The organism is Bradyrhizobium pachyrhizi (genome assembly GCF_029714545.1).
In the GTDB taxonomy this organism is placed as follows: domain Bacteria; phylum Pseudomonadota; class Alphaproteobacteria; order Rhizobiales; family Xanthobacteraceae; genus Bradyrhizobium; species Bradyrhizobium pachyrhizi.
In genome coordinates, this window is sequence record NZ_CP121667.1 from 2275458 (window position 1) to 2301948 (window position 26491).

At 66.8% G+C, this 26491-nt stretch carries 19 protein-coding genes; 2 read left to right on the forward strand and 17 right to left on the reverse strand.

What is annotated here, in order from left to right; all coding sequences use genetic code 11:
- Positions 1–23: 23 nt before the first annotated feature.
- The 17 genes from QA639_RS10440 to QA639_RS10520 all read right to left on the reverse strand — a co-directional run bounded on the left by QA639_RS10440 (position 24) and on the right by QA639_RS10520 (position 19133).
- Entirely contained in the window at positions 24–914 is an 891-nt protein-coding gene (locus QA639_RS10440) for an amidohydrolase family protein (protein WP_283089721.1), read from the reverse strand.
- Positions 911–2029: a vWA domain-containing protein gene (locus QA639_RS10445; RefSeq protein ID WP_283089722.1), complete on the reverse strand. Its 1119-nt coding sequence runs from the start codon at positions 2027–2029 to the stop codon at positions 911–913. The genes QA639_RS10440 and QA639_RS10445 overlap by 4 nt, the downstream gene beginning before the upstream one ends.
- Positions 2026–2907: an AAA family ATPase gene (locus tag QA639_RS10450; RefSeq protein ID WP_157340637.1), complete on the reverse strand. Its 882-nt coding sequence runs from the start codon at positions 2905–2907 to the stop codon at positions 2026–2028. The genes QA639_RS10445 and QA639_RS10450 overlap by 4 nt, the downstream gene beginning before the upstream one ends.
- A gap of 9 nt (positions 2908–2916) precedes the next feature.
- On the reverse strand, positions 2917–3939 hold the full coding sequence (locus QA639_RS10455; protein WP_028333322.1) for a xanthine dehydrogenase family protein molybdopterin-binding subunit: 1023 nt from the start codon (positions 3937–3939) through the stop codon (positions 2917–2919).
- 2 nt (positions 3940–3941) lie between these two features.
- Positions 3942–5534 carry a xanthine dehydrogenase family protein molybdopterin-binding subunit gene (locus tag QA639_RS10460; protein ID WP_157340635.1) on the reverse strand — a complete coding sequence of 531 codons (1593 nt, stop codon included), beginning with the start codon at positions 5532–5534 and terminating at the stop codon, positions 3942–3944.
- A gap of 12 nt (positions 5535–5546) precedes the next feature.
- Entirely contained in the window at positions 5547–6026 is a 480-nt protein-coding gene (locus tag QA639_RS10465) for a (2Fe-2S)-binding protein (protein ID WP_283089723.1), read from the reverse strand.
- Positions 6027–6031: 5 nt separating this feature from the next.
- Positions 6032–6850 (reverse strand): FAD binding domain-containing protein, encoded by an 819-nt coding sequence (locus QA639_RS10470; RefSeq protein WP_028333319.1) that lies wholly within the window; start codon positions 6848–6850, stop codon positions 6032–6034.
- A gap of 15 nt (positions 6851–6865) precedes the next feature.
- The gene (locus tag QA639_RS10475) at positions 6866–7309 is read right to left on the reverse strand and encodes an SRPBCC family protein (protein ID WP_283089724.1); all 444 of its coding nucleotides are present in this window, start codon (positions 7307–7309) and stop codon (positions 6866–6868) included.
- A 216-nt stretch (positions 7310–7525) separates the two neighbouring features.
- Positions 7526–7963, reverse strand: a complete 438-nt coding sequence (locus QA639_RS10480; protein ID WP_016847814.1) for an SRPBCC family protein — start codon at positions 7961–7963, stop codon at positions 7526–7528.
- A gap of 9 nt (positions 7964–7972) precedes the next feature.
- The gene (locus QA639_RS10485) at positions 7973–10867 is read right to left on the reverse strand and encodes a flotillin family protein (protein ID WP_157340629.1); all 2895 of its coding nucleotides are present in this window, start codon (positions 10865–10867) and stop codon (positions 7973–7975) included.
- A gap of 25 nt (positions 10868–10892) precedes the next feature.
- Entirely contained in the window at positions 10893–11726 is an 834-nt protein-coding gene (locus QA639_RS10490; RefSeq protein WP_283089725.1) for a phosphoenolpyruvate hydrolase family protein, read from the reverse strand.
- A gap of 3 nt (positions 11727–11729) precedes the next feature.
- The gene (locus QA639_RS10495) at positions 11730–13940 is read right to left on the reverse strand and encodes an ABC transporter permease (protein WP_283089726.1); all 2211 of its coding nucleotides are present in this window, start codon (positions 13938–13940) and stop codon (positions 11730–11732) included.
- Entirely contained in the window at positions 13933–14715 is a 783-nt protein-coding gene (locus QA639_RS10500; protein ID WP_016847809.1) for an ABC transporter ATP-binding protein, read from the reverse strand. Before QA639_RS10500 ends, QA639_RS10495 begins: the two co-directional genes overlap by 8 nt.
- Positions 14708–15793: a branched-chain amino acid ABC transporter permease gene (locus QA639_RS10505; RefSeq protein ID WP_050387451.1), complete on the reverse strand. Its 1086-nt coding sequence runs from the start codon at positions 15791–15793 to the stop codon at positions 14708–14710. Before QA639_RS10505 ends, QA639_RS10500 begins: the two co-directional genes overlap by 8 nt.
- Before the next feature lie 3 nt (positions 15794–15796).
- Positions 15797–16807: a branched-chain amino acid ABC transporter permease gene (locus QA639_RS10510; RefSeq protein ID WP_028333313.1), complete on the reverse strand. Its 1011-nt coding sequence runs from the start codon at positions 16805–16807 to the stop codon at positions 15797–15799.
- A 120-nt stretch (positions 16808–16927) separates the two neighbouring features.
- On the reverse strand, positions 16928–17746 hold the full coding sequence (locus QA639_RS10515) for a helix-turn-helix transcriptional regulator (protein WP_283089727.1): 819 nt from the start codon (positions 17744–17746) through the stop codon (positions 16928–16930).
- A gap of 136 nt (positions 17747–17882) precedes the next feature.
- A complete protein-coding gene (locus QA639_RS10520; RefSeq protein WP_028333311.1) occupies positions 17883–19133 on the reverse strand; it encodes an ABC transporter substrate-binding protein in 1251 nt (416 codons plus the stop codon).
- 935 nt (positions 19134–20068) lie between these two features.
- Between QA639_RS10520 and QA639_RS10525 the strand changes: the two genes are divergently transcribed.
- A complete protein-coding gene (locus QA639_RS10525; protein ID WP_283089728.1) occupies positions 20069–22132 on the forward strand; it encodes an autotransporter assembly complex protein TamA in 2064 nt (687 codons plus the stop codon).
- Positions 22132–26475 (forward strand): translocation/assembly module TamB domain-containing protein, encoded by a 4344-nt coding sequence (locus tag QA639_RS10530; protein WP_283089729.1) that lies wholly within the window; start codon positions 22132–22134, stop codon positions 26473–26475. Before QA639_RS10525 ends, QA639_RS10530 begins: the two co-directional genes overlap by 1 nt.
- Positions 26476–26491 lie beyond the last annotated feature (16 nt).

Genomic DNA, 26491 nt, shown 5'->3' on the forward strand with positions numbered 1-26491 from the left:
TTATGTTCGAGCCCGCGGTGCGCCTACGGCCCCAGCCGATAGACCCGCGCCGCCGTTGTGCTGAAGATCGCTTCGCGCTGCTCGGGGCTGAGCCGTTCGGCGGCCGTCTTGAACGCGGCGATGAGTTCGCTGTAGCTGGTCCACAGCTTCTCGATCGGAAAGTTGGAGCCGAACAGGCAGCGGTCGGCGCCGAAGATCGCAACGCTGTCGGTCACGATGCCGGCGATATGCGCGGCATCGTTGCGATGGATGAAGGTGCCGAGCCCCGACAGTTTCGATACCACGTTGGGATATTGCGCGAGTCGCGTCATCCCGCTGCGCCAGGCGGCGCGGCCCCGCGGCGACAGATCCTCCAGCATGCCGGCATGCTGCAGGATGAACGTCACGTCAGGCCAGGCCTCCGCAAGGCCGGCCGCATCGGCCATCTGCGGCGCGAACACCTGCAGGTCAAAACTCCAGTGGTAGTCGGCGAGGTGGCCGACATTGCGCCGGATCACGGGATCGGTGCAGAGATCGGCACGGGCGGCGAAGCGGTACAGCGGGTTCTCGTGCCAGTGCAGCTGCATGCGCACGCCGCGCACCAGCGGATAGCGCCTCAATCGATCGAGTTGCGGGCGGACGTCGGCGACGGAAAAATCGGCATAGGCGACCAGGGCGTGCGGCCAGCCGTGCTGGTCCGCGGTCTGCTGCACCCAGGCCGCCTCGTCTTCGAACTGGCCGTTTGGCCAGTTGGTCTGGACATAGACCGAGCGGGTAACGCCGGTGCCCTTGAGGTCGTCGAGATATTCCTCGATCGGATAGTCGCGGCGGATCGGCTCGTAGGGGCCGAAGATGCGCGGCTGCATCGGGCCGGACAGCCAGGCGAGATCGGCCTGCCGCCAGATGTGATGATGTCCGTCGACAATGCCAGTCACGCAGCTCTCCTTGTTCCAAGCGACAGCAGATGCGCGACCACAGCCGCGCTGGATCCGCCGTCCACGAGATCGTCGACGAAGCGCCGGATCGCGATCAGCGCCTCGGTTTGCGGCGCGAAGCCGGGCGAGGTTGCGAGCGGCGTCAGCCAGCTGACGCGCCAGGCCCGCCGCGACAGCTTTGCCACCGCATCACGCAATGCCGCCGGGTCGCCGCGCTCGAGGCCGTCGGAGACGATCACGACGGCGGCGCCGCGGGCATATCCGCCGAACCGCGGCACGGCGAGGAACGCCTGCAGCGCATCGCCGATCCTTGTGCCACCGTCCCAGTCGCTGACCAGGAAGGACGCCGCGCTCAGCGCCTGCTCGCGGCGCTTCAGCCGCAGCGCCGTCGTGACGCGGGTCAGTCTTGTGCCGAAGGTGAAGACCTCGACATTGCCCGCCGCCTGCACCAGCACATGCGCGAGCTTCATGTTCTCCTCGGTGCGCGCCTTCATCGAGCCGGAGACGTCGATCAGGAACAGGATCTTGCGCGGGCGCTGGCGGCGGCGCATCCGCCCGAGCCGCAGCACCTCGCCATCGTTGCGGACGCTGTCGCGCAGCGTGCGGCGCAGATCGGCGAACGGGCCGCTGCGCGCGCGGCGTCGCCGGTGGCCGCGCCGTCGCGGCAGTCGCCTTGCCGCCTCGCGCGACAGTTTTCGCAGCGGATCGCTGGTCGCGGCCTGTGCAAAGCGGCGCTCGACCAGTGCCTCGGCCCGCGCCGCGGCGAGGCCGGACTCATTGGCCTCGTCGGCGAGCGGTGGCTCGTCCTCGCCGCGGCCTTCCTCCTGCAGGCGAACGGTCTCCTCATCCTCGCCATCGGCCTGCTCGATGGCATCAGCGCCGCGGAAGTGGATGTCGAACAGCCGGTCATAGGTCGCGCGGCGCTCGGGCGGCGGCGCCAGCGTCGCGAGCCCGGCCTGGCGGATGTGCTCGAGGCTGCGCGGACCGAGCAGCTCGATTGCGGCGAGGAAGCTTGTCGTCTGCTCCGGCGCAACCGAAAAGCCGTTGGCGCGCAGCAGCGCGACGAACGAGACAAATATTCGCGCGGCGCGCGGCAGCTGCAGGTCGTCGTTCACGCGGCCGCCTCCGCGATGATCGCATCGAGCCGCGGTGAAATGAAATGCAGATCCTCCTCGTTCTTCAGCGCGACGCCGATCGAGCGCTTGAACGCGTCCGGCCAGCGCGCGCCACCCTTGTTGAGCAGGGTCGCGGCCTCCGCCCAGTCGACCGCCTCGGCGATCCCGGGCGCCTTGCTCAGCGGCTCGCGGCGCAGCCGGCCGACGGCGGCAACCACGGCGCGGGCGGTGGCCTCGGCGACGCTGGACGCCCGCATCATCACGATACGCGCCTCGCGCTCGGCATTCGGATAATCGATCCAGTGGTAGACGCACCGCCGCCGCAGCGCCTCGTGCAGATCGCGCGTCCGGTTCGACGTCAGCACCACGACGGGATGCTCGGCAGCGCGCACCGTGCCGCGCTCGGGGATCGAGATCTGGAAGTCGGAGAGGAATTCGAGCAGGAAGGCCTCGAACTCCTGATCGGCGCGGTCGATTTCGTCGATCAGCAGCACCGTCGCGTCGGGCGCGCGCAGCGCTGCCAGCATCGGCCGCTCGATCAGGAAGGCGTCGCCATAGATGTCGATGCTCTCCTCACCGGCCTGCCGGATCGCCAGCATCTGGCGCGGGTAGTTCCATTCGTAGAGAGCCGCGGCGGCGTCGATGCCTTCATAGCATTGCAGGCGGATCAGCCTGCGGCCGAGCACGGCGGCGATCGCTTTGGCGGCCTCGGTCTTGCCGACACCCGGCGCGCCCTCGAGCAGCAGCGGCTTACCCAGCGCAAGCGAGAGATAGGAGGCGGTCGCGATGCTGTCGTCGGCAAGGTAATAGGCCGCGCGCAGCGCCTTCTCCAGCGCCTCGGGGCTGTCGATGCCGACGATGTTGCTGCGGACCGGCATAGAGAAACCTCAGCGCCGTGGCTGCGGCCGCGCGCCGCCTTGCGCCTTGATGGCGCGCAACACCTTTTCCGGCGTGATCGGCAGATCGTCGATCCGCACCCCGACCGCGTTGAAGATTGCGTTGGCGACCGCAGGCAACACCGGATTGGCGCACATTTCTCCTGGTCCCTTGGCGCCGAACGGACCGTCGGGCGCCGGGCGTTCCAGCACCGCGATGTCGTGCGGGCAGATGTCGCCCGGACCCGGCATCAGATATTCGACGAAATCGCGCGGACCGTGCACAGGCTCCGGATAATAGGGCTCCGGCGTCTCATAGAGCGCGTGGCTGACGCCCATCCAGGCGCCACCGACCAGCTGCTGCTCGACCAGCCGCGGATTGAGCGCGCGGCCGAGCTCATAGGCGGAGTCCATCCGGACCATGTCGACCTCGCCGGTCTCGTCGTCGACCTCGACCTCGGCGACGAGGCAGGCATGCGCGTAGCATGTCGCAGGCGACATCTCGCCGGTCTCGGGGTCGACGTCGGACAGCGGCACCAGGAAGATGCCGCGGCCGGAGATGGTCTTGCCCTGCTTGAACTGCGCGGCAATCGCGACGTCCTTGGTGGAGATCGAGCGATGCGGCGCGCCCTTGACGTGGATGTTGCCGCGGCCGTCGGTCTCGAGGTCGGCGGCATTCACCTCTAGTTCCTCGGCGGCCGCCTCCATCATCACACCGCGCGCTTCGCGCGCCGCCGCCATCACGGCGTTGCCGACGCGATGCGTGCCGCGCGAGGCGAACGAGCCCATGCAGTGCGGGCCGGTGTCGGAATCCGCGGTATCGACATAGACGTCCTCGACCGGCACGCCGAGCGTCTCGGCGCAGATCTGCCGTGTCACCGACTTCATGCCCTGGCCGAGATCGATCGACGACAGCGCAACGGTGAACTTGCCGCTGGGGTTGGAATGCACCAGCGCCTGGCTCGGATCGCCGCCGAGATTCATGCCGATGGGATAATTGACCGACGCGATGCCGCGTCCGCGATGCCGGGTCATGGTCAGCGCCTCCTGGTGCCGAAGACGGAAGAGAAGCGGGTCGCGCCATGCGACGGCGCGCTCGGCCGCGGCGGCGGAGATGACGGCGGCGGTGAAGAGGGCGGCGGTGGCGGCGGCTCGCGGGTCGCGGCCGGCGCGCGGTCATACGTCGTGCGCTGCTGGGACGGCGCGGCCGACGGCGCATGTCTCTCGCGCGGGGTCGGCGTCACCGCGGCGCGCGCGCCGCCGCCATCCTTGCGCGACGACATCCGCTTGAAGTCCTCGCGGAGCGGCCACTTGGCCTTCTCCGCGGCGACCTGCACGCATTCGATCAGCGCGGTGTTCTTTGCCTCGCGGCGGTGCGCCTTCATGTCGCCGTCGCGATACGCATTGAGGATCCGGAACTCCATCGGGTCCATGCCGACGAGATGGGCGAGCTTGTCCATCTGGCATTCAATGGCGAAATCCATCGCCGTGACGCCGAAGCCGCGCATCGCGGTCGCCGGCGTCCGGTTGGTGAAGACGCAGTAGACGTCGCCATGGACGTTCGGGATCGTGTAGGGGCCAGGCAGATGGGCGGCGCATTTCACCGCCGCATAGCTCGACAGCCGCGTATAGGCGCCGCTGTCGAAGTAGGCGCGCACCTTGCGGGCGATGATGCGGCCGTCGCGCATCACGCCGTCCTTGATGTAGATGCGCTCGGCGCCGCGCGGCGGGCCGTACTGCATCTCCTCCTCGCGCCCGAACACATAGCGCACCGGGCGACCGGTCAGCATCGCGCCGAGGATGCAGAGCGGCTCTGTCAGCGTATCGACCTTGCCGCCGAACCCGCCGCCCACGGTGCCGCCGATGAAGTGGAAGGTGTTGGAAGGCACGTCGAGGATCTTCGCGCAGGTGTCCACCGAGAAGAACAGCGCTTGCGTCGAGGTGTAGACGATGTAACGGCCGTTGGTGTCGGGAGCTGCGATCGAGCCGTTGGTTTCGGTCGGCGCGTGCTCGATCGGCGACATTTGGTAGCGCTGTTCCAGCACATGGTCGGCCGTGGCGAGCGCGCGGTCGGCATCGCCGAAGCGAAGCTGCTGGTGATCATAGGTCTCGTGATAGGTGAAGGTGTTCCCGGGATAGACCTCGTTGACCACGGGGGCGCCCGGCTTGAGCGCGTCCTCGACGTCGAACACCGCCGGCAGCGGCTCATAGTCGATCTTGACCTTTGCGATGGCCTCATAGGCCTCGCGCGGGCTGTCGGCGACGATCGCGACGACGGGCTCGCCCTTGTAGCGCACCTTGTCGACCGCGAGCGAGGGCTCGTCATCCTTGCCGAAATTGATCAGGCTGAGCAGCGTGTTCAGGTTGCGCGGCACGTCGGAGGCGCGGATCACGCGCCGCACGCCCTGCGACCGCTCGGCCTCCGAGGTGTCGATGCGGCGGAGTCTTGCGTGGTGATGCGCGCTGCGGACCACCTTCAGATGCAGCATGCCCTGCAGCTTGTGGTCATCGAAATAGGGCGAGGTGCCGGTGACATGGCCGAGCATGTCCTGGCGCTGCGTGCCTTTGCCGATCTCGTTCAGATTGTCGTCGCGCTCGTCGGCGAAGATGTCCTTGCGCAGTTCCAGCATGGCACTGTTCCCTTACGCACGCGCCCGGCCGTCGAACGCGGCTGATAGCACGGCGTTGATGATCGGCTCGTAGCCGGTGCAGCGGCAGATATTGCCGGAGATCGCCTCGACCACTTCGGCGCGGCTTGGCTGCGGATTGCGGTCGAGCAGCGCTTTCGCGGCCATCAGCATGCCCGGCGTGCAGTAGCCGCACTGCGCGGCGAAATTGTCGGCGAAGGCGCGCTGCAGCGGGTGCAAATTGGGGCCGTCCTTGATGCCGTCGAGCGTCTCGACCGAGCGGCCGGCAACCGTCTCGGCGAGCGTCAGGCAGGAGAGATGCAGCTCGCCGTCGATCAGCACGCTGCAGGTGCCGCAGCCGCCCTGGCCGCAGCCGAATTTCGGCGTCATGTCGCCGATCAGCTCGCGCAGCGCGACCAGGAGGTTGGTGCCGCCGTCGACGAAGATCGCGACGTCGCGGCCGTTATGCTGGAATTGAAGGGCAGTCTTGGCCATGATGATTATTCCTGACCGGACAACAGGCGGCGGAGATGCACGCCGACGATCTCGCGGCGATACCAGGCGCTGGCAAGCGCATTGTCGCCGGGTGACGTTCCCTCGACCGCTGCCGCAGCAGCGGCGCTGATGGTGGAGGCGTCGAGCGCGCGGCCTTCCAGCGCACGCTCGGCGGCGCGGGCGCGGATCGGCGTCGGCGCCATGGAGCCGAGCGCGACGCGGGCGCCGACGATCCGGCTGCCGTTGACCGGCAGATGTGCTGCGAGGGTGATCACCGCGCCGCCCTTGGGTTTGATCCGCGCGATCTTGCGGTAGCGGAAGGCCTCAGTGCTGCCGGGCCTGGCAAAGGAGATCGCCAGCACCAGCGATCCGGCCTGCCGATCGCGCGATTGCAGGAACTCCTCGATCGGGATCTCGCGGCCGCCGAGGCCGCCCTGGACGGACACGGTGGCATCAAGCGCGAGCAGCGCGACCGTGAAGTCGCCATACGGCACCGGCGCGAACAGATTGCCGCCGACGGTGCCCATGTTGCGCACCGCCGGTCCGCCGATCGAGCGCGCCGGGGCATGCAGGAAGGTGAGGTCGCGTTCGGCCAGGATGCGCGCGAAGGTGACGCCGGCGCCCAGCGTGATGCGCGAGCCTGACGCGTCGATCCGTGTCATCGCATGGTCGCTGGCGCGCACGATGGTCGAGATCGAGATGTCGCCCTCGTTCAGCGCCCGCATCACCAGCGTGCCGCCGCCGAGATAGCGGGCGCTGCGATCCGACGACAGCGCCGCCGCGGCGTCATGGGTGCTGGTGAAGGTCTTCACCGTGACTGGCATGATGGTGCTCTCCGCTTACGCGGCCTCCTTCAGATGCCGGCGGATGGCGTCGAAGCCGGCCTGGTAGATGTCTTCCGAAACCATCTTCGTGATGCGCTCGCTGTCTTCGGTCCGCGTCATGAAGCGCGCCTCCCAGTGCCAGAAGGTGCGGTCGCCGTCGGTGACCGGCAGCAGGCGGACATGCGCCACGTAATTGAACATCGGGATCGGCGTATCGAGCAGGCAGTAGCTGAACGATTGCTCAAGATCGGACAACGCCAGCAATTGCTCGCGCAGCTCGGCGCCGTCCTTCAGCTTGAAGCGCCTGACGCAGCCGATCTTGTCGGACGGCTGCGCGCGCTCGATGCCGCTGGTTGCGACCGCCGGATGCCAGCGGTCATGACCGTTGAAATCACGCAGCACGGCCCACACCGCATCGGTCGGCGCATCCAGGATCGTACTCTTGACGATATGCGGCACGGTCAAAATCCAATATCTGCGGTTTTGATGTCTCGAGCCGCGTGCCTCACCTCTCCCCAGCGGGGAGAGGTCGGCGCGTTGCGCCCGGTGAGGGAGCGCAGGTCCCACGAGGGTCCGCAACCCCTCACCCGGATCGCATCTTGCGATGCGATCCGACCTCTCCCACAAGGGGAGAGGTGGACCGTTCGCTCGGAGAGATCTGATCTATGCATTCCGCTATCCCCCGAACGCCCGTTTCAGCGCGTCGAAGCCACCCTGGAACACGCCGCCGCCGATATTGTTGACGAGCTCCGCCTCGCGTTCCGGCGCGCAGTCGAATTCGGCGGTCCATTCCAGGAAGGTCTGGTCGCCGTCGGTGACCGGCGTGAGCCGCAAGGTCGCGACGTAGTTCTCGACACCCATCGGCGATTCCAGGATCGAATAGGTGCAGAACATGTCGTAGTCGGACAGCCCGAGCAGTTTCTCGCGGATGCGATCGCCGTTGCGCAGCCGGAAATCCCTGACGCAGCCGATCTTGTCGGAGGGCTCGCCGCCCTCGATTCGGCTTTCGGCGATCGCGGGATGCCAGTTCGGCAGCCCGTTGAAATCGCGGACGCGGGCCCAGACCCGGTCGTTGCGGGCGTTGACGACGGTGGAGACGTAAACCCGTGCCATGGCGTCAGCTCAGTCCTTCTTGCGCGGCGTGCGCTCAGGGCGCGCCGGCTCGCCGCCGCCCTCGGGCGCCGCCGGCTTGGCATCGCCGCCGCTCTTGCGCGCGGAATCCTTGATGCCCTGCATGTCTCGGGCTTCGCGGATCAGGCCGGGCATCTTGGCGAGGCTGCCGCCCTCGACGCCGATATCCGACAGGATCGAGTCGATCAGCGGCGCCTGCACGCGGTAGCGCAGCGCCGAGTCGATCACCTCGTCGGTGGCGCTGCGGCCGGTGCCGTTGCCGTGGCCATTGCCGTTGAGGCCGTCGACCTGGAGGATGCGGATGCCTTCGATCTTCTCCATCGGCTTGACGCTCTCGCGGACGATGCCCTCGATCCGGTCGAGCAGCTTGCGGCGGAACAGCGAGTAGCGCGCCTGGTCGGTCAACACGTTCTCGGCTTCGTTGAGCAGGCGCTGCGCCTCGGCCTCGACCGCGGCGCGGACGCGTTCGGCTTCCGCGGCGATCCTGGTCTCCTCGGCCTGCTTCTCGGCCAGCAGCACCTCGACGGTCTTGCGCCGCTTGGCGATCTCGCTTTCGCGCGCGGTGACGACGCGCTCGGCCGCTTCGGTCGCACGGATCCGGGCGTCCTCGGCCGCGGCGCGCGCCGCGGACTCCTCCAGCGACTTCTGATGCAGCGCGATAGCCTTCTCCATCAGTGCTGTCTCGACGTCCTTCTCTCTGTTGACCTCGAGCTTGCGCAGCTCGCGCTCGCGGCCGATGCGGGCCTCGTCGAGGCCACGGTCGGAGGCGATGCGGGCGCGCTCGACCTCCTCGCGGGCGACGATCTCGGCCTCCTGCAGCGACTGGTTGCGGGCGACCTCGAGCTGCTCGATCGCACGGCGCCGCTCGATCCGGGCCGCCTCCAGCGCCTGCTCGCGCGAGACGTCGGTGGTGTCGATGTCCTTGCGCGCCACAATTTCGGCCTGCCGGACTTGCCGGTCGGCATCGATCCGCTCGGAGCGCTTGGCGGCGAGCGCGATCACGCGCTCCTCGTCGGCGAGCTCGATCGCCTTCTTCTGGTCGATGTTGAGCACTTCGCGGGTCCTGGAGGAGGTGATCCGCTCGCTCTCCAGCGTCAGTTCGACATCGATGCGCTGCCGTTCGATGGCGTCGCGGCGCTTCAGCTCGGCGGCCTCGATCGCCTCGGTGCGCGCGATCTCGAGCCCGCGGGTTTCGCGCTCGGCGCGGATGCGCTGCGCGGCGACCGACTTCTCCTGCGAGATCCGCGCCGCCTCGATCGCCTCGCGGGAGGCGATATCGGCTTCCTCGATCGCGCGGGTGCGCGCGATCTCAAGCGCCCGGACGTGCTCCTCCTGGGCGATCCGCGACGCTTCGGTGGCTTCGCGGGCACTGATCCCGGCGATCTCGACCGCCTGGTTGCGCTCGATTTCGAGCTTGCGCGTGGTGTGGTCGGCGGCGATGCGCTCGGCGGCCAGCATCTTCTCGCGCGCGATGCGGGCGGCCTCGACCGCCTTCTGCGCCTCGATCTCGGCTTCCTGGATGGTGCGGACCTGCTGGATCTCCAGCGCGCGGGTGCGCTCGTCGGACGAGATGCGCTCGACATTGACCGTCATGGTCTGGGCGATACGCGCCTTCTCGGTGGCCTCGCGCGCGGCGATCTCGGCTTCGTCGACCGCGCGGGTGCGCTCGATCTCGCGGCGCCGGGTCTCTTCCTCATTGGCGATGCGGGCGTCGGTGACGACGCGGTCCTGCTGGATGCGGGCCTTCTCGATCGCTTCGCGGGCGGCGATCTCGGCTTCCTCGACCGTGCGCATTCGCTCGATCTCGCGCTGGCGCACCTCGCGCTCGGAGGCGATGCGGGTGGTGTCGACCGAGCGTTGGTTGGCGATCCGGACCTTCTCGATCTCCTCGCGGGCCAGCAGCTCCTTCTCTTCGACCGCCCGCGTCCGCTCGATCTCCTTGTGCCGGGTCTCGCGTTCCGAGGCGATCCGGGCTTCGGTGATCGCTTGCTCGTTGGCGATGCGCGCCTTCTCGATGGCTTCGCGCGCGGTGATCTGGGCCTGCTCGGCCTCGGTCTCGCGTAGTGCGCGCTCGCGGGCCACTTCGGTGCGCTGCAAGGCGCGGCGCATCTCAATGTCGCGTTCCTGTTCGAGGCGGGCGGTCTCGCTTTCGCGCTCGATCTCCAGCGCCTGCCGCTCGGCCTCGAGATTACGGGAGCGGATCTTGATCATCGAGTCCTGCTCGATGTCGTTGCGCAGCTTGCGCTTGGCCTCGATGTCTTCCATCAGGCGGGTCAAGCCTTCGGCGTCGAAGCGGTTCGAGGGATTGAAATATTCGAGGTCGGTCTGATCGAGATCGGTGATCGCGACCGACTCCAACTCGAGGCCATTCTGCGCCAGTGCTTCGGCGGCATTGGCCTTGACGCGCGCCACATAGTCGCCGCGCTGCTCGTGCATCTGCTCCATCGTCATCTCGGAGGCGACCGAGCGGATCGCGGAGATGAATTTGCCGGAGAGCAGGGTGTGGAGTTGCTCGGGCTCCATGGTGCGGCGGCCGAGCGTGGCGGCAGCGATCGAGACCGCTTCGCGGGCCGGCTGAACCCGGACGTAGAAATCGGCCTCGATGTCGACGCGCATCCGGTCGCGGGTGATCACCGCGTCCTGCCTGGAGCGCACTATACCCATCGGCAGCACGTTCATGTTGACCGGCGTGTAGTCGTGGATGAAGGGCAGCACGAAGGCGCCGCCATTGATCACCACGCGCTCGCCGAGGAAACCGGTGCGGACGAAGGAGACCTCCTTCGACGAGCGGTGATACAGCCAGTTCACGACATAGACGATGATGACGATCGCGACGATTGCTACGATGAGCCAGAGGATCAATTCACCGACTAGCATCCCCGACATCTCTTCCTCCCTTGGTCCACGGCGGCTAGCGCGCGCCGATCGCCTTGAATTTGCGAACCTGATCCGTCAGCGCCCGCTCGACCGGCAGGCGCTCCATCGAGGAGGCGCCGTAGAAGCCGTGACAGTTGCGGGTCTTCTTCATGATGAAGTCGGCATCCGCGGGGTCCGCGATCGGACCGCCGTGCGCGAGCACGATGATGTTCGAATTGACGCTGAGCGCAGCCTCGGCCCAGGCCTCGATGCGGGCAGGGCAGTCGGCGAGTTTTGGCGCGGTCTGCGCGCCGATCGTGCCGCCGGTGGTCAGGCCCATATGGCAGACGATGATGTCGGCGCCGGCGATCGCCATGGCGGCAGCCTCCTGCTCACTGAACACATAGGGCGTGGTCAGCATGTTCTTCTCATGAGCCTTCGCGATCATGTCGATCTCCAGCGCGTAGGACATTCCGGTTTCTTCGAGGTTGGCGCGGAAGATGCCGTCGATCAGGCCGACGGTCGGGAAGTTCTGCACACCGGCAAAGCCGAGCGCCTTGAGCTGGTCGAGGAAGACGTCCATGTCACGGAACGGATCGGTGCCGTTGACGCCGGCGAGCACCGGCGTCCTGGTCACGACCGGCAGCACCTCGCCAGCCATCTCCACGACGATCGCGTTGGCATCGCCATAGGGCATCAGTCCGGCCAGCGAGCCGCGGCCGGCCATGCGGTAGCGGCCGGAATTGTAGATCACAATCAGGTCGACGCCTCCAGCCTCCTCGCATTTCGCCGACAGTCCCGTGCCGGCGCCGCCGCCGACGATCGGATCGCCCCGTGCGATCATGGCGTGAAACTTCTTCAACAGCGCACTGCGTTCAAACCTGGCCATGGGTCACCTCGCCACTCTCCGCCGACCACCGGCGCGTCCGAGCAAAGGGCGGAACGCGTTGACGATAGCGGCGGTGAACTCTGGATCGTTGATGTTGCGCTTGATGCGGATGATCTGCCGGTTGCCGTTCTGGCGCACGGTGCGCTCCAGCGCGCGGAAGAGCGCCGCATCGGCCTCCGGGTCCCAGAACGGCTGGCCGGGTGAATCGAGCGCGGAGACACCGCCCTCGGCCAGGAAGAAGCGGACCGGCCCGTCCATCTGGTTGAGCCGCTCGCCGATCCAGCGGCCCATGCGCTCGTTCTCTTCCGGCGTGGTCCGCATCAACGTGACCTGCGGATTGTGGATGTGGAATTTGCGCTGCCGATAGCGCTCCGGGATCGTGTCGGGTGCGCCGAAGTTCACCATGTCAAGCGCGCCGACCGAGCCGACATAGGGTACGCGGCTGCGGATGATGGCGCCGAAGCGATCCTCGGTCGCCGGGAACACGCCGCCCATCAGCAAGTCGCAGACCTCGGTCGTGGTGAGGTCGATCACGCCGGCGAGTTGCCCGGACTCGACCAGCTTCTCCATCGAGCGGCCGCCGACGCCGGTGGCGTGGAAGACGAGGCACTCGAAATCCTCGCGCAGGTCGGCCGCGATCTTCTGCACGGCCGGGGTGGTGACGCCGAACATGGTGATGCCGATCGCCGGAAGATTCGCGCCTGCATCGCGCTGCTTGCCGGCCTGCTCATCGAGCCGCGCCTTGACCATGCCGACCAGCGCATGAGCGCCGTTGCCGAGCACCGTGCGCGAAATCGAGTTGAGACCCTGCACGTCGGTCACCGAATACATCATGGTGATGTCGGCGGGACCGACATAGGGACCGACGTCGCCGGACGCGACCGAGGAGATGATCAGCTTCGGCACGCCGACTGGCAGCGCGCGCATGCCCGGAGCGACCAGGGACGCGCCGCCGGAGCCGCCCGCGGAAATGATCCCGGCGATATTGCCCTGGCGGCGCAGCCATCGCTCGAACGCCTCCGCCATCGCCGTCACCGAGGCGCCGCGATCGGCGCCGAACACGCCGGAGCCGCCCCGGCCGTGGTTCAGTGCGATCTCCTGCGCGGTGACATCGCAGCTCGCCGCTTTGCCGCTGGTCGAGACGTCGACCAGTCGCGTGCGCAGGCCGCTGCCGGCGATGATATCGCGGATGAAGCGCAGCTCGGCACCCTTGGTGTCGAGCGTGCCGACGATGAGGACGACCGGCGGCCCGGACGTTCGGGAGGTCGTCGGTTCGCGTCGCTGCCGGGTTGCCTCCTCGAGCCGCGTGACTCCGGCGGACTGCGTCCGCGCGGCGGCCTCGATGCGGGCGATCGGCACCGGCTGCGACCAGCGGGTCGGCAGCACGGGATTGGAGACGTAGACGCGGGTCGGTCCCCTGCGCTGCGGCTGCGGCGCGCCGGCCGTTTCGATCTTTACCGGCGCAGTCTCGGCGTCGGTCTCGTCAGCGCCATGAGTGCCGACGCCGAGCAACCGCTGCTGCAGCTCGCGGTCGGTTGCAAGGCGGGCGGAATCGATGATCCGGTTGATCCGGCCATTGACCATGATGGCGACGTTGCGCGACACCGCCGTCGCCACACCGATGTTCTGCTCGATGACCAGCACGGAGATGTCGCCCTCATCGCCGAGGCGCAGCAGCATGTCCTCGACCTGGGCAACGATCACGGGCGCAAGGCCTTCGGTCGGCTCGTCCATGATCAGCAGATGCGGATTGGTCAGCAATGCGCGCGAGATCGCGAGCATCTGCTGCTCGCCGCCGGAGAGCTGGTTGCCGCCGTTGTTCTTGCGCTCGGCGAGGCGCGGGAAGGTGTCGTAGATTCGCTCGATGGTCCAGGCGCCGCGCCGCAGGCCACCGGCAAGCGCGAGGTGTTCGTCGACGGTCAGCGAGCGCCACAGGCGGCGGCCCTGCGGCACATAGCCGACGCCGAGCCGGGCGATCCGCGCCGGATTGAGCCGCGTGACCTCCTCGCCGCGGATCCGGATCGAGCCGCCGCTGGCGCGCACGAGGCCCATGATGGCCTTGCACAGCGTGGTCTTGCCCATGCCGTTGCGGCCGACCACCGAGAACACGCCGGACTCGAGCGTGAGATCGACGCCCTGCAACGCGTGCGAATGGCCGTAGTAGACGTCGAGGCCTTTCACCTCGAGAGCGGGCACTGCCCGGCGGTCATTCATGGCCGCCTCCGAGATAAAGCTCCTGCACCTCGGGATCGGATTCGATCTCGCGCGGCAGGCCTTCCTTGAAGATGCGGCCGTTGTGCATCATCGTGACGCTCTCGACGACGCGGAGCGCGACGTCCATGTCGTGCTCGATGATGATGTAGCCGATATGCGCCGGCAGCGAGGTCAAGATCTCGATCAGCTCGCGCCGCTCGGTCGGCGACAGACCCGCCGCCGGCTCGTCGAACAGGATGAAGCGCGGCGCGCCGGCTAGCGCCAGCGCGATCTCGAGCTGCCGCTGCTGACCATGTGCGAGCTCGGCGACGCGCTGGTCCTTCACGCCGCTGAGGTGCACGGCCTGGACCAGCGTTTCGGTCGCGTGCATCAGCGCATCGTTCTGCCCCGGGCGCAGGAACGAGAAGCGGCCGCGCGAGACGCCGCGGCAGGCGAGGTAGACGTTGTCCTGCACCGTGAGGCCGGGGAACAGCGCCGAGATCTGGTAGGTGCGGCGTAGGCCCCGGCGGATGCGCTCATAGGGCGGGAACTGGGTGATGTCCTCGCCGAAGAAGCGGATCGTGCCGGAGGAGGGCGGAAAGTCGCCGGTGATGCAGTTGAACAGCGTGGTCTTGCCGGCGCCGTTCGAGCCGAGCACCGCGCGCCTTTCGCCCGGCCGCACAGTGATGGTGACGTCGGTCAGCGCGGCCAGCGCGCCGAACAGCCGCGTCACGCCGCGCAACTCGAGCGCCGCGCCGGCGCCGACCACGGACAGCCGCTGCGCGACGCTATCCATGGCGGCCTCCGCCTGAGCGTTGGGTCGAGGATGCATTGCGCCGCCGCCAGCGTTCCCAGAGGCCGATCACGCCGTCGGACGACCAGAACACGATGGCGAGGAAGCCGAGCCCGATCAGCAGCCGGAAGCGATTGCCGTCGAGCCCGAACTTGATCAGCACGTCGAGCGCGAAGGTCCGCAGCAGCACGAAGATCAGCGCGCCGATGAAAGGTCCGATCGGCCGCGTGATGCCGCCGACCACGGCGATGATCAGCACGTCGATGCAGGCGCCGACGCTGACCGAGCCGGGCGAGATCTGCCGATAGTTCCAGACCTGCAGCACGCCGCCGAGCGCGGCGATGAAGGCCGCGAAGGCGTAGGCCGCGATGCGGTGCGCATTGGGGTTGAAGCCGAGCGCCGCCATGCGGCGGGAATTGTCGCGGACCCCCTGCAGTGCGAGGCCGAACGGCGCGCGCGAGACATACTGGACGGCGAAGTAGCAGATCGCGGCGACGCCGAGCGCGACATAATAGAAGGCGATATCGGCGCGCCAGTCGACGCCCCAGAAATGCGGCGTCGCGACGGTGTTGATGCCGGTGTGGCCGTTGAAGATCGCCCAGTTCTGGTTGGTGAAGTAGTAGAACGCAGCGCCGATCGCCAGCGTAATCATGATGGTGTAGATGCCCTCGGTGCGCACTGCGAGCGCGCCGCCGAGCGTGCCGAACAGCGTCGCCAGCGCCAGCGCCATCGGGGTTGCCAGCCACCACGGCCAGCCGAGGCTGATATTGGCGTTGCCGCTGATGCCGAACACCGCGACCATGTAGCCGGCGAAGCCCGCGATGGTGAGCTGCATCAGGCTGACCATGCCGCCATAGCCGGCGAGGAACATCAGGCTGAGCGCGATGATGCCGAGGATCAGGGTGGTGGCGAAGATCTCGATCAGGAAGAAGCCGTTGGCGATCAGCGGCATGATCACGAGGACCAGCGCGACCAGCCAGGCCGCGGGGTTCTGGAATTCCGGCCAGGCACGGACCCAGGCGCGGCGGGGCGCGTCGGCGGATGGATCGGGGCGGAACTGGGTGCTCTGGAGCAGCGACATCGGTCATCGCCTCGCGAGCAGGCCCTGCGGCCGCAGCGCCAGCACCAGCACCATGATCAGGAAGGTGACGACGATGGCGTAGGTCGGGATGTAGACCGAGCCGAGCTGCTCGGCGAGGCCGATGATGACGGCGCCGAGCGCCGCTCCCGGGATCGAGCCCATGCCGCCGACGATCACGACGACGAGCGAGGCGAGCAGGAACCGCGTATCCTCGCCCGGCGACAGCGACTGGAAGGTGCCGCCGACCACGCCGGCAATGCCGGCAAGGCCCGCGCCGAGCGCGAACACCAGTACGAACACCAGCTGGATCCGCACCCCGGTCGCGGCCAGGATGTCGCGGTCGTCGACGCCGGCACGCACGATCATGCCGATCCGCGTGCGGTTGAGCGCCAGCCACATCGCGATCCCGATCACGACGGCGGCCGCGAAGATCACCAGCCGCACCAGCGGATATTGCAGATAGACCGGTTCGCCCGATGATTTGATCGCGGTCAGCAGCGGCAGCTGGATCGGGCCGATCAGCCAGCTCGGGGTCTGGATCTGGTAGAAGTCGCCGCCGAACACCCAGAGCATCAGATCGGCGAACACGATTGACAGCCCGATCGTCACCATGGTCTGCCTGAGGTCCTGACCCTCCATGCGTCGGAACACGACGAGCTGCAGGATCACGCCGACCAGCGCCACCGCGATGAAGGCGATGATGAAGCTGAGGAGCCACGACCCGGTCCAGCTGCTGATCGCGTAGCCGACATAGCCGCCGAACAGATAGAGCGAGCCGTGCGCAAGGTTGACGTTGCGCATCAGGCCGAAGATCAGCGTGAAGCCGCTGGCCACCAGGAAGTAGAGCCCGCCGAGCGTGATGCCGTTCAGCACCGCGTTGAGGAACACGCGCTTGCGGCCGATCGCGGCCTCCAGCCCCGGCGGCCAGATCGCGAACACCAGCCACGCGAGCACCGCGACCGCGATGATTACGATCAGCGCCCAGGCCGGATGGCGTTCGATGAACCTGGCCATCTCCGTCGCGTTCCCTCACTGGTCGCGGCCGTCTGCCGGGCCGCGTGTCCAGTATCCTACCGAGGGCGAGAGCTCAGGATTTGATCGACAGTATCTTTTATCGTGTGCTCCGGAACTCCTTCACGGCCGCAACACCTTGGCGGCGCGGCGATAGTCGGTCGGCGCCATGCCGACATTGGCGGCGAAGAAGCGGGTGAAGCCGCTCTGCGAGGAGAAACCGAGGTCGAAGCCGATATCGGCGATCGGCGTCTCGGTCGCGACCAGCGCATCGAGCGCCTGCTCCATGATCAGCGTGTTCATGTAGAGGTGAGGGGTGACGCCGGTCTGGGTGCGGAACAGCCGGTAGAAATGCGGCCGGGACAGCCCGGCCTCGCGCGCGATCGCATCGAGCTCGATCTCGGCGCCGGGGCTTTCCGACATCAGCTTGATCGATTTGCGGACCCTGAAATCGGTTACCGCGGCCGCGGCGCGCGCGTCCTGCGCGGCCCGCCAACTCTCCTCGTAGCAGGAGTCGATCAGCTGCCGGAGTTCGCAATCGAGGCTGCGCAGCGACGGCGCGCCGCACACCAGTGCTGCGGTGCGGCGGATCAGCCGGTCGAGTGCTTCGGTGCGCGGAAAGAAGGTGCGGCCGAACCGCAGGCCCTGTGCCGTCGCGGGCTGCGGCGCGAACCATTCGGCGTTGACATAGAGCACGAAGAAGATCGCGCCGTGGTCCATGTCGGTCGGCAGAAAGTTGTGCGGTTCCCACGGGTTGACCGCGACCACGGTATCGTCCTTGAGCAGCAGCCGCTGCTCCGAGACGTCGATCTGCGCCGGCGTTCCGCCGACATGAAAGATCAGATGCCCCTCGCGGTGCGCATGCACGTTGAAGGGACGGTTCAACTGATAGACCGTCGCGCGACCGAACCGGCCGTGGAAGACGGCAAGCGCCCTGCTCATGCCTCCCCTCCCGCGGGATGTTCTTGTCTTTTCGACAAGCGTTCATCATCCGCCCGCGGAAAGCAAGGGCGAGCAGGGCTCTTGATGCAACCGCGCACCATGCCGCGGCCGTTCAGCCTGCACTGCAACAAATACGTCAGTACTTCTTGCACTCCGGGACCGTGCGGCTCGGCAGGCCGATCTTGGCGAACACCGCCGGATCGTAGCCCAGCGTCTGGTTGACGTTCGGGATCACCTTGACGACCTTGCTGAACAGCGCGCCCTTGCCGTCATCGACCACCTCGGTGACGAAATTGGTACCGATCGCCTGGCGGTTGGAGTCGAGCTTGATCTTGCCGTTCGGCGCGTCGATCTCGATCTTCGCCAGCGCGTCCTTGAGCTTGGCCTGGTTGTTGGAGAGATCGCCATTGACCTGGCGCAGCGCCAGGATCAGCGCCATCGTCGAGCCGTAATAGTTGGTCGCGAGCAGCGACGGGCTCGGGAAGCGTTTGGCCGGCGGGAAGGCATCCTGATAGGCCTTGACGAATTTCTGCCAGCCCGGATCCTCCCAGGTATCGGCCTGGCCGCTGGCGGCGATGGTGCCGATCAGCGCGTTCTTGGCATTGCCCTTCGACGACAGGATGGTCTGGTCGATCATGATCGAGCCGCCCATCAGATGCGCCTTGCCGCCGGCCTGCTGATACTGGTTGAGGAAGTTGACGGCATCGGCGCCGCCGAGGCCGAGATAGATCGCATCGACATCGTCAGGCAGCGCGGCGATCACGGAGGCAAAGTCCTTGGTGCCGAGCGGCACCCATTGCCGGTTGGTGACCTGGCCGCCAGCGCCGCAGAACTCGAGCACCAGGCCAAACACCTGGGTGTAGATGAAGGAGTAGTCCTCGCCGACGGTCGCGATCTTGCGATAGCCCTTGGTCTCGTAGGCGTATTTGCCGAGGCCGACCTGCCACTGCGCGCCGTCCATGTTGTAGCGGAAGAAGTTCGGCGCCGGATCGACATAGGTCGTCTCCTGCGCGCCGGATGCGGCGTTAACGAAGGTCAGCTCCGGATGGGTCTTGGCGAAATTCTTGACCGCGATGCCTTCGTCGCCGGACAGCGGCGATAGCAGGATCTGCACCTTGTCCTGCTCGATCAGCTTGCGCACCGCGCGCACTGCGGAGTCGGGCGTCGCGTCTGTCGAGGCGACGACGAATTCGAGCTCCTTGTCGCCGATCTTCTTGCCGAGCACGTTGAGCGCGGTCTGGAAGCCGCGCATGCCGTCCTCGCCGAGCACCGTGTAGGTGCCCTCGAGCGTCGCGGTGACGCCGACCTTGATCTTCTCCTGAGCGAACGCCGTGCCCGAAAGCAACAGGCTGCTCAACGCAATCAGTCCCAAACTGCCTTTCAACATCGCGCTCCTCCCTCTGTGTTGTCGCCGGCGTCCGCTTGGCGTGCGAAGGCTGGTGGACGTCCGGTTGTTGCCGGCAAAGCTAGCCGAAGGCGGGCGCGGCGCGGATGTCGTCGGCGCCGGGTGGCTTAACGGGCAGTCTCATTTTGATTGTTGCGCCGCAGCGCGGCTCGCGGCGCAATGCCGCGGAGCTTGTTCTGTGTCATCACCGCGCATGCGGGTGATCCGGTCCAGAGACGCCGAGAGGCTGCGGCGTACTGGATCGCCCGCCTTCGCGGGCATAATACCGGGGAGAATGAAAGCGCACGACTCCCTCCCCACGTCGTCCCTGCTTTCGCCGGGACGACACCGAATGTATTGCGCGCCGGTGAGTCATACTTCCGCGCTCTTGCGACATGATCTGTCCGAGCTTTGCATTTCGTTTCGCCACTTTGGAAACAAAGGGCGCAGGGAAAGCCGGGTGCCGATCGCACCCATAGGTCCCGCGTAATAAAGAACGCGGGAGGTAAGATCACAGCTGCGGCGGCTTGCGCCGTCGGGCAAATCAGTGGCAGGGCCCGGATTGGTTAATGCGCCTGCGCAACGCACCACCCGACGGGCTCTGCGTTGAGCGGCCGCGGCAGCAGCCTGCCGGCTCGGCCTGAACTTGTTCCCCTGCATTTGCGGATTGGATCGGCCGAGCTTGCACTCTGCCTTTAACTGTCGACGATTCCAGCATCAGCGCCACGTAATGATCACGCGCGTGGCGGATTGCTCGCAAGATGCGGTTGCCGGAACCGATGGAGGCGCGCATTGGAGGTCGGATAACTGCGACGAACATCGAGGTTCCCTTACGTTTGCCCAACATTGTCCATCATGAGTCTATCAACTTCGCGTGTGGTGCCTGTTGAATGCGGAGACAGGGGATCGCCGGAACCCGAGGTGCGGAGACTCGGGTCGTGTCAACAGGCAGGCGGAGCGGAACAATCAAGCAAATCGTGGTGCGACGATGCCTGCCGCCTTTGCCGGCGCGGGCAAGGCGAAGGTATTTCATCGCTGCGGCGCGACGCGTTCTGCGTTCGGCGTGCGTCGCTGTCGTCGGTTGCTCGCTGTGCGAGCAGGCTCACGCGCTCGACTTCTTTGGTCTGTTCGGTTCCGACGATCCGCCGCCGGTCAGCGCCACGACGTTGTCCTATCGGTTGGAGATCGAAGCCAAGACGCCGGAGGGCAAGAACGATAGCGACGCCGAACAGGCATTGCGCGATGCCGCCGGCACCTATCGCCTTCGACAGGAACCGCCGCCGGACGGGGATGGTCTCGCGCGCCGGCTGCAGGCGGATATCAATCCGCTGCTCGATGCACTTTGGGGGCTTGGCCGCTACAACGCCCAGATCGATGTGACGATAGATGGAGTTCCAATCTCCCTCGACGAGACTGGGCTTGCCGCGGCCGCGCACCGGGCCGACAGCTTTCGCAATCGGACGGTTGTGCCCGTCAAGGTCATCGCGCGACTTGGTCCGTTGTTCAAGCTGCGCGCCGTTGATGTAGATTATCCGCGCGACCAGGCGCCGCAAGGATTGCCGCGCCGCGCGTTTGCGCTGAAGTCCGGGGATCCTGCGATTTCTGCCGACCTGCGCGCCGCGCAAGTGAAGCTCGTCGACTGGTTCCGCAGCAACGGACATCCGCTCGCGAAGGTCGCCGACGTCAAGGCCACCGTCGATCATGGCGCCGCTGCGATGGACTTTCGGTTGCGGGTCGAAGCGGGCCCCAAGGCCGGCATTGGCGCCGTGACGATCTCGGGCGGAGATGTCGATCCGAGAGTGGTGGCCACGCATGTCTACCTGAGGGAAGGCGAGCCCTATTCGCCAGAGCGGCTTGCCCTGGCGAAAACCTCGATCGCAAAGATCCCGGCCATCGGGGGAATTCGCGTCCGCGAGGCCGAGAAGCTCGATTCCAATGGCAATCTGCCGGTCTTCATCGATTTGACGGAAAGGCCCAGGCACGCGGTGGGCCTCTCGGCGAAATATTCCACTGTCGATGGTCCCGGCATTGCTGGCTACTACGAGGATCGGAACATATTCGGCGGCGGCGAGCGCCTGAGGCTCGAAGCGTCTGCCTCGCTCCTGCAACGGATCGACGGCACGTCCTTCACCGGCTTCAATAATCTGAGCGGCTCGGATTTTGGCGCACGGTTTACCGGCACCTTCATCAAGCCAGGCTTATTCGGTACGGCCAACGATCTGCTGATCGAGGCCACTGCGTTCCGCGAGCGTGTCGGCAACAACAACCTCGGCGGTTACACTGACGACACGGTGCGCGGCACGTTCGGCGTGATCCATCGCTTTTCGGAGGCGGCTTCGCTGCAGGCCGGTCTTCAGGTCGAGCAATCAAAATCGCAGGACGTGCTGGGGCGGGTCGATGCGACATTGATCGGCTTCACGGCGACCGGCCGCTACGACACGACAGACAATCCGCTCGACCCCACGCGCGGTGTGCGCCTCTCGGCGACCGTCAATACCTATCCGAAGCTGATGGGTTCCACGATCGATCTGTTCGAAGCGCGGGTTGCGGGCTCGGCCTACTATGCGCTCGACGAGCAGGCCGACTACGTTCTGGCGGGTCGGTTGGCCGCAGGCTCGCTTGCGGGCGCGCCGCTCGACCAGATTCCGGATGCACATCGCTTCTTCGCCGGCGGCGGCGGATCCGTGCGCGGTTACGGCTTCAACACCATTTCGCCGATGATGTTCGGCCAAATCACCGGTGGTCGCGGCTTGATCGAGGGCTCCGCCGAGGTGCGGGTCAGGATCACGCCCACCATCGGTCTCGTGCCATTCTTCGACTTTGGCACCGCCTCCCGATCATCCCTGCCAGGCTTCGACGACTATGTGGGCTACGGCGCGGGACTTGGCTTGCGTTATCTCACGCCAGTCGGCCCGATCCGCCTTGACGTTGCGACACCGCTGAACCCTCGCCCCGGCGACAGCCGGTACGCGATCTATGTCAGCATTGGGCAAGCCTTCTGATGCGCATCCGACGGCTGTTCATCGTCGTTTCCGCCGTCGTGGCCTTGGGCCTCATTGCCGCTGCGGTGCTCGTGCTCTACGGCATGGCGGTTCGGGGCGGCGAGAACCAGCAGGATGTGCTAGCCACTCTCGTCTCGCGGACGCTCTCGACGCCGGCGACCCAGGTCCATGTCGGCGCCGTCGATGGTGTGCTGTCCTCGGATGCAACGGTCCGCGACGTTAGCATCACCGACAAGGACGGTGTCTGGCTGACGCTGGACAAGGCGCGCCTCGTCTGGCGACGCAGCGCATTGTTGCTGGGACGGCTGGAAATCGACCGTCTCGAGATCGGCACGCTTGAGATCAAGCGAAAACCGCTTCCGTCCGACCAGCCTGCCGCCGAGTCCGATCAGCCGATCCTGCCTGACCTTCCGGTGAAGGTGCAGGTGAAGGCTTTCGACCTGCGGGCCCTGACGCTGGGACAGTCGATTCTGGGTGAAGCTTTGAGTGTCGCAGCGACCGGCAATACCGAGCTCGGCTCGCCTTCGGAAGGGCTCGTCTTCAACCTCGATGCCACCCGCAAGGATTTTCCGGGCCACTTCAAGGCCGCTCTCGCCTACGTTCCGCAGGGAAATGCGCTTACCCTCGACGTCACGCTCGACGAGCCGGCCCACGGACTCATGTCGAAGCTCGGCCATCTGCCGGGCGAGCCGCCCGTCACATTCGCACTGGGCGGCAAGGGCACGCTCGACAGCTTTCGCGGTGCCCTGAAGTTGCAGGCCGGCCCCTCGATCGATGCGACCGGCGCGATTACGCTCGACCGAAACGGCACGGCCCGAGTGCTCGCAACGCGCCTTGCCAGCCACCTCGAACCGTTGTTGCCGGCGATCGCCGCGCCGGTCTTCGCCGGTGAAACCAGTCTCGACAGCACGACGCATTTTGGTGACGACGGCAGCGTCACCCTGGATGGGCTGACGCTTACGAGCCGTCTCGCGCGGCTCGACGCGAAAGGTCAGCTCGCAGCCGACAAGGTCGTGGATTTCGCGGCTTCGATCCGCGCCTTGCCAAGCAACGGCGACGTGACCGAGACTGACCAAGGCTCGATCCGCAGCCTCGTCTTCGACAGCCGCGTCAACGGCCCAATCAAGGCTCCGACAGCATCGGTCAAGCTCGCGCTATCGGGTGCTCATCTGCCGGACGGAGGCGTCGAGACGCTTGATGCGTCCATCACGGCCGTTCCTCGTGCCGAGGCCAGCGATCCGGCAACGCGTATCGTCCTTGACGGGAAACTGCGCGCTTCCGGCATTGTGCCACGCGACGCGAGTTTGGCGGCCGCGATCGGCAACACCGCGTCGATCGTGCTCCACGGCGATACGGACCTGGGCGGCCGCGCCAGGATCGAGCGTCTCGAGATCGGCACATCAACGGTTCAGGCAACTTATGCAGGCGATGTCAGCGCCGATCGCCTGAATGGCCGGGCAACCGGAACCGTGCCCGACCTCGGCGCCTTTGCCGACCTTGCCGGGCTGAAGCTCAAGGGCTCGGTGGCGTTCGGCCTCGATCTCGATACGGATCTCCAGCGTGGCAGCTTTGATATCAGAATGTCAGGTGCCGGCGAGAAGCTTGCGACCGGACTTGCGGCGCTCGATGGGCTCGCGGGCGCGCGGCTCGCACTTGCAGCCGATATCTCTGCTGATGGCCGCGACACTTACACGGTCCGCGACGCGTCGATCGATGGTGCTCATGTTGCGGTTCGCGCCAAAGGAACACTGACGCGCGACTCGAGTGACCTGTCGGCGCGTGTCGACCTGCCGGATCTCTCGGCGGCCGATGCGCGCCTTACCGGCGCGGGAGCTCTCGACGTCGGCCTGACCGGCGGGCTCGCGCATCCCGGGGTTTCGTTCGTGGCCTCGGTGGATCGCGCCACCGCGATGCGGCGTCCGATTCCGCATCTGGCGCTCGCCGCGACGGTCGACGACATTAACGGAGTCTGTGCCGTCGAGGCCAAGCTCGACGGCTCCGTCGACGGCAAGCCTGCGCGCGGGATCGTTCAGGTGAGCCGTCGGTCGTCGGAGCCCGACGATCGCGCAGCTGCCGCCTCTGCGGGATGGCACGCAAAGACCATCGACATCGCGATCGGGTCGGTATCCCTGAAGGGGGCGGCAACGATTGACGCACAGAGATTCGCCAGCGGGCAGATTCGCTTCGCAGCCGGGGCGCTCACCGACCTCTCGCCGCTTGCCCTTACAGAGCTCGCCGGTTCGGCCTCACTCGACCTTGCCGCTTCGGCCGATGGCGGCCAGCAGTCGGTCCGGCTTGCCGGCAAGGGCGCGGGAATCCGTGCCGCGGGTGCGACCGTCCGCAGTTTCGATCTGCGCGCCGATGGCGCCGATCTCTACAGCCATCCGGTGCTCAATGCTGATGCGCAGGTCAATGGCGCCGAGTTCGGCGGTCAGACAGTCTCAAACGTCACGCTGGCGGCCACGGGCAATGCGGATGCGAGCACGGTCGGCCTGTCCGCCAGGGCTGCCGGGTTCGATCTCGATGCCGCGGGTGCATTGACCACCAGGGAGCGGGTGCGGTTCGATCTCAACCGCTTCACCGCGCGCCGTGGCGCCAAAGCGATTGCGCTGCAGGGCCCCGCGGGCTTCACGCTCGACGATCGCACGGTGCTGATCGAGCATCTGGCGCTCGCAATTGGACGCGGCCGCTTCACGGTGGACGGCAAAGCCGGCCAGGTGCTCGACCTCAAGGTCATGGCGAGCGCGATCCCGCTCGGCGAGGCCGATGTCGCGATACCCGGTCTGGGCCTGAGCGGGACCCTCGACGCGTCAGCGGCGATTGCGGGCTCCATCAGCGCGCCGATCGGCCAGTACAAGGTCGCGGTCAGGCAGCTCACGGCGCCACAGACCAGAAACGCCGGCCTGCCGCCGATCGACGTTGCCGCGGACGGACGACTTGATGGCGGCCGCGCGAGCCTGAACACCACAATTGCCGCGGGAAGAGCCGGCGCGATCACGGCGTCGGGCACGGTGCCGCTCGACGCCACGGGTCTCATCGCGCTGACCGCGAAGGGCCGCCTCGATGCCGCCGTCGCCAATGCTGCGCTTGCCGCCTCCGGCCGTACCGTGTCCGGCAGCGTTACGCTCGATGCCCGTGTCGGCGGCACGCGTACCAAGCCACAGATCGGCGGTGTCGCCACCATGAGCGGGGGTACCTTCCGCGACAGCATGCTCGGCACGCGCCTCGATGCCGTCGAGGCGAAAATCACCGCCGGAGGAGAGCGCATCGTCGTGGAGCGCCTGGCCGCGGTAACGCCCAACGGCGGTACGTTGTCCGGCTCCGGTCAGGTACGGGTCGCCCCGGATGCAGGTTTTCCAGGCACGATCTCGATTCGCGGTCAGCAGGCGACGCTTGCTTCCAGCGCGCTGGCGACCGCGCAGGCCAATCTCGCTATCGACGTCACAGGCGCCCTGGCGCGCGATCCGCGGATCGTCGGTCACGTCGACTTGACTCGCGTCAACGTCGATATTCCGGATCGCCTGCCGTCGACGCTGAAGCCGATCGACGGCATCAACCATGTGAACGCCTCGGGACAGGCCGCTGCACGGCTCGCAGCTGCGCGCAAGGCCGAGACGCCGAAAGGCAACAAGAAGCGTCCGGCGCTTTTCAATGCTGCGCTCGACGTGACAGTTTCGGCGCCCAACCACGTCTTCATCCATGGCCGCGGGGTAACCGCGGAACTCGGCGGCTCCGTTCATGTCGGCGGCACGAGCAACGCGCCGGTCCCGAAGGGGGCCTTCTCGCTCTATCAGGGCAAGCTGGTGGTGCTCGGAAAGACGCTGACCTTCACCAAGGGCAATCTCTCCTTCAATGGTGATCTCGCGCCCGAGCTCGATTTCGCGGCAGAGATACAGGCCTCTGACATCACCGCGCAGGTCGGAATCTCGGGCCCGGCGGCCGCGCCGGTCTTCGCCTTCCATTCGCAGCCCGAGTTGCCGCAGGACGAGATCCTGTCGCGCATTCTCTTTCAGAAAGCTTCGGGCAGCCTGACGACCTCGCAGGCCGTGCAACTCGCAGGGGCCGCCGCTCAGTTCGCGAGCGGTGGCGAGGGAACGGTGGACCGCATGCGCCGCTCGCTCGGGGTCGACAATCTGGATGTGGGCGCCGGAGCGGGCGGTCCGATGGTCGGTGCCTCGCGCGCGATCGGCGACAGGCTGAGCGTGGGCGTGCGGACGGGCGCGAGCGCCAGCCAGTCAGGAGTGTCGGCCAATGTCGACGTGACGCGCCATATCCGCGTCGAGTCGGATGTCGATGCGAAGGGCTCGACATCCGTCGGAGTCGGCACGCGATTCGAATGGTAAAGGCGACTGAGATCGC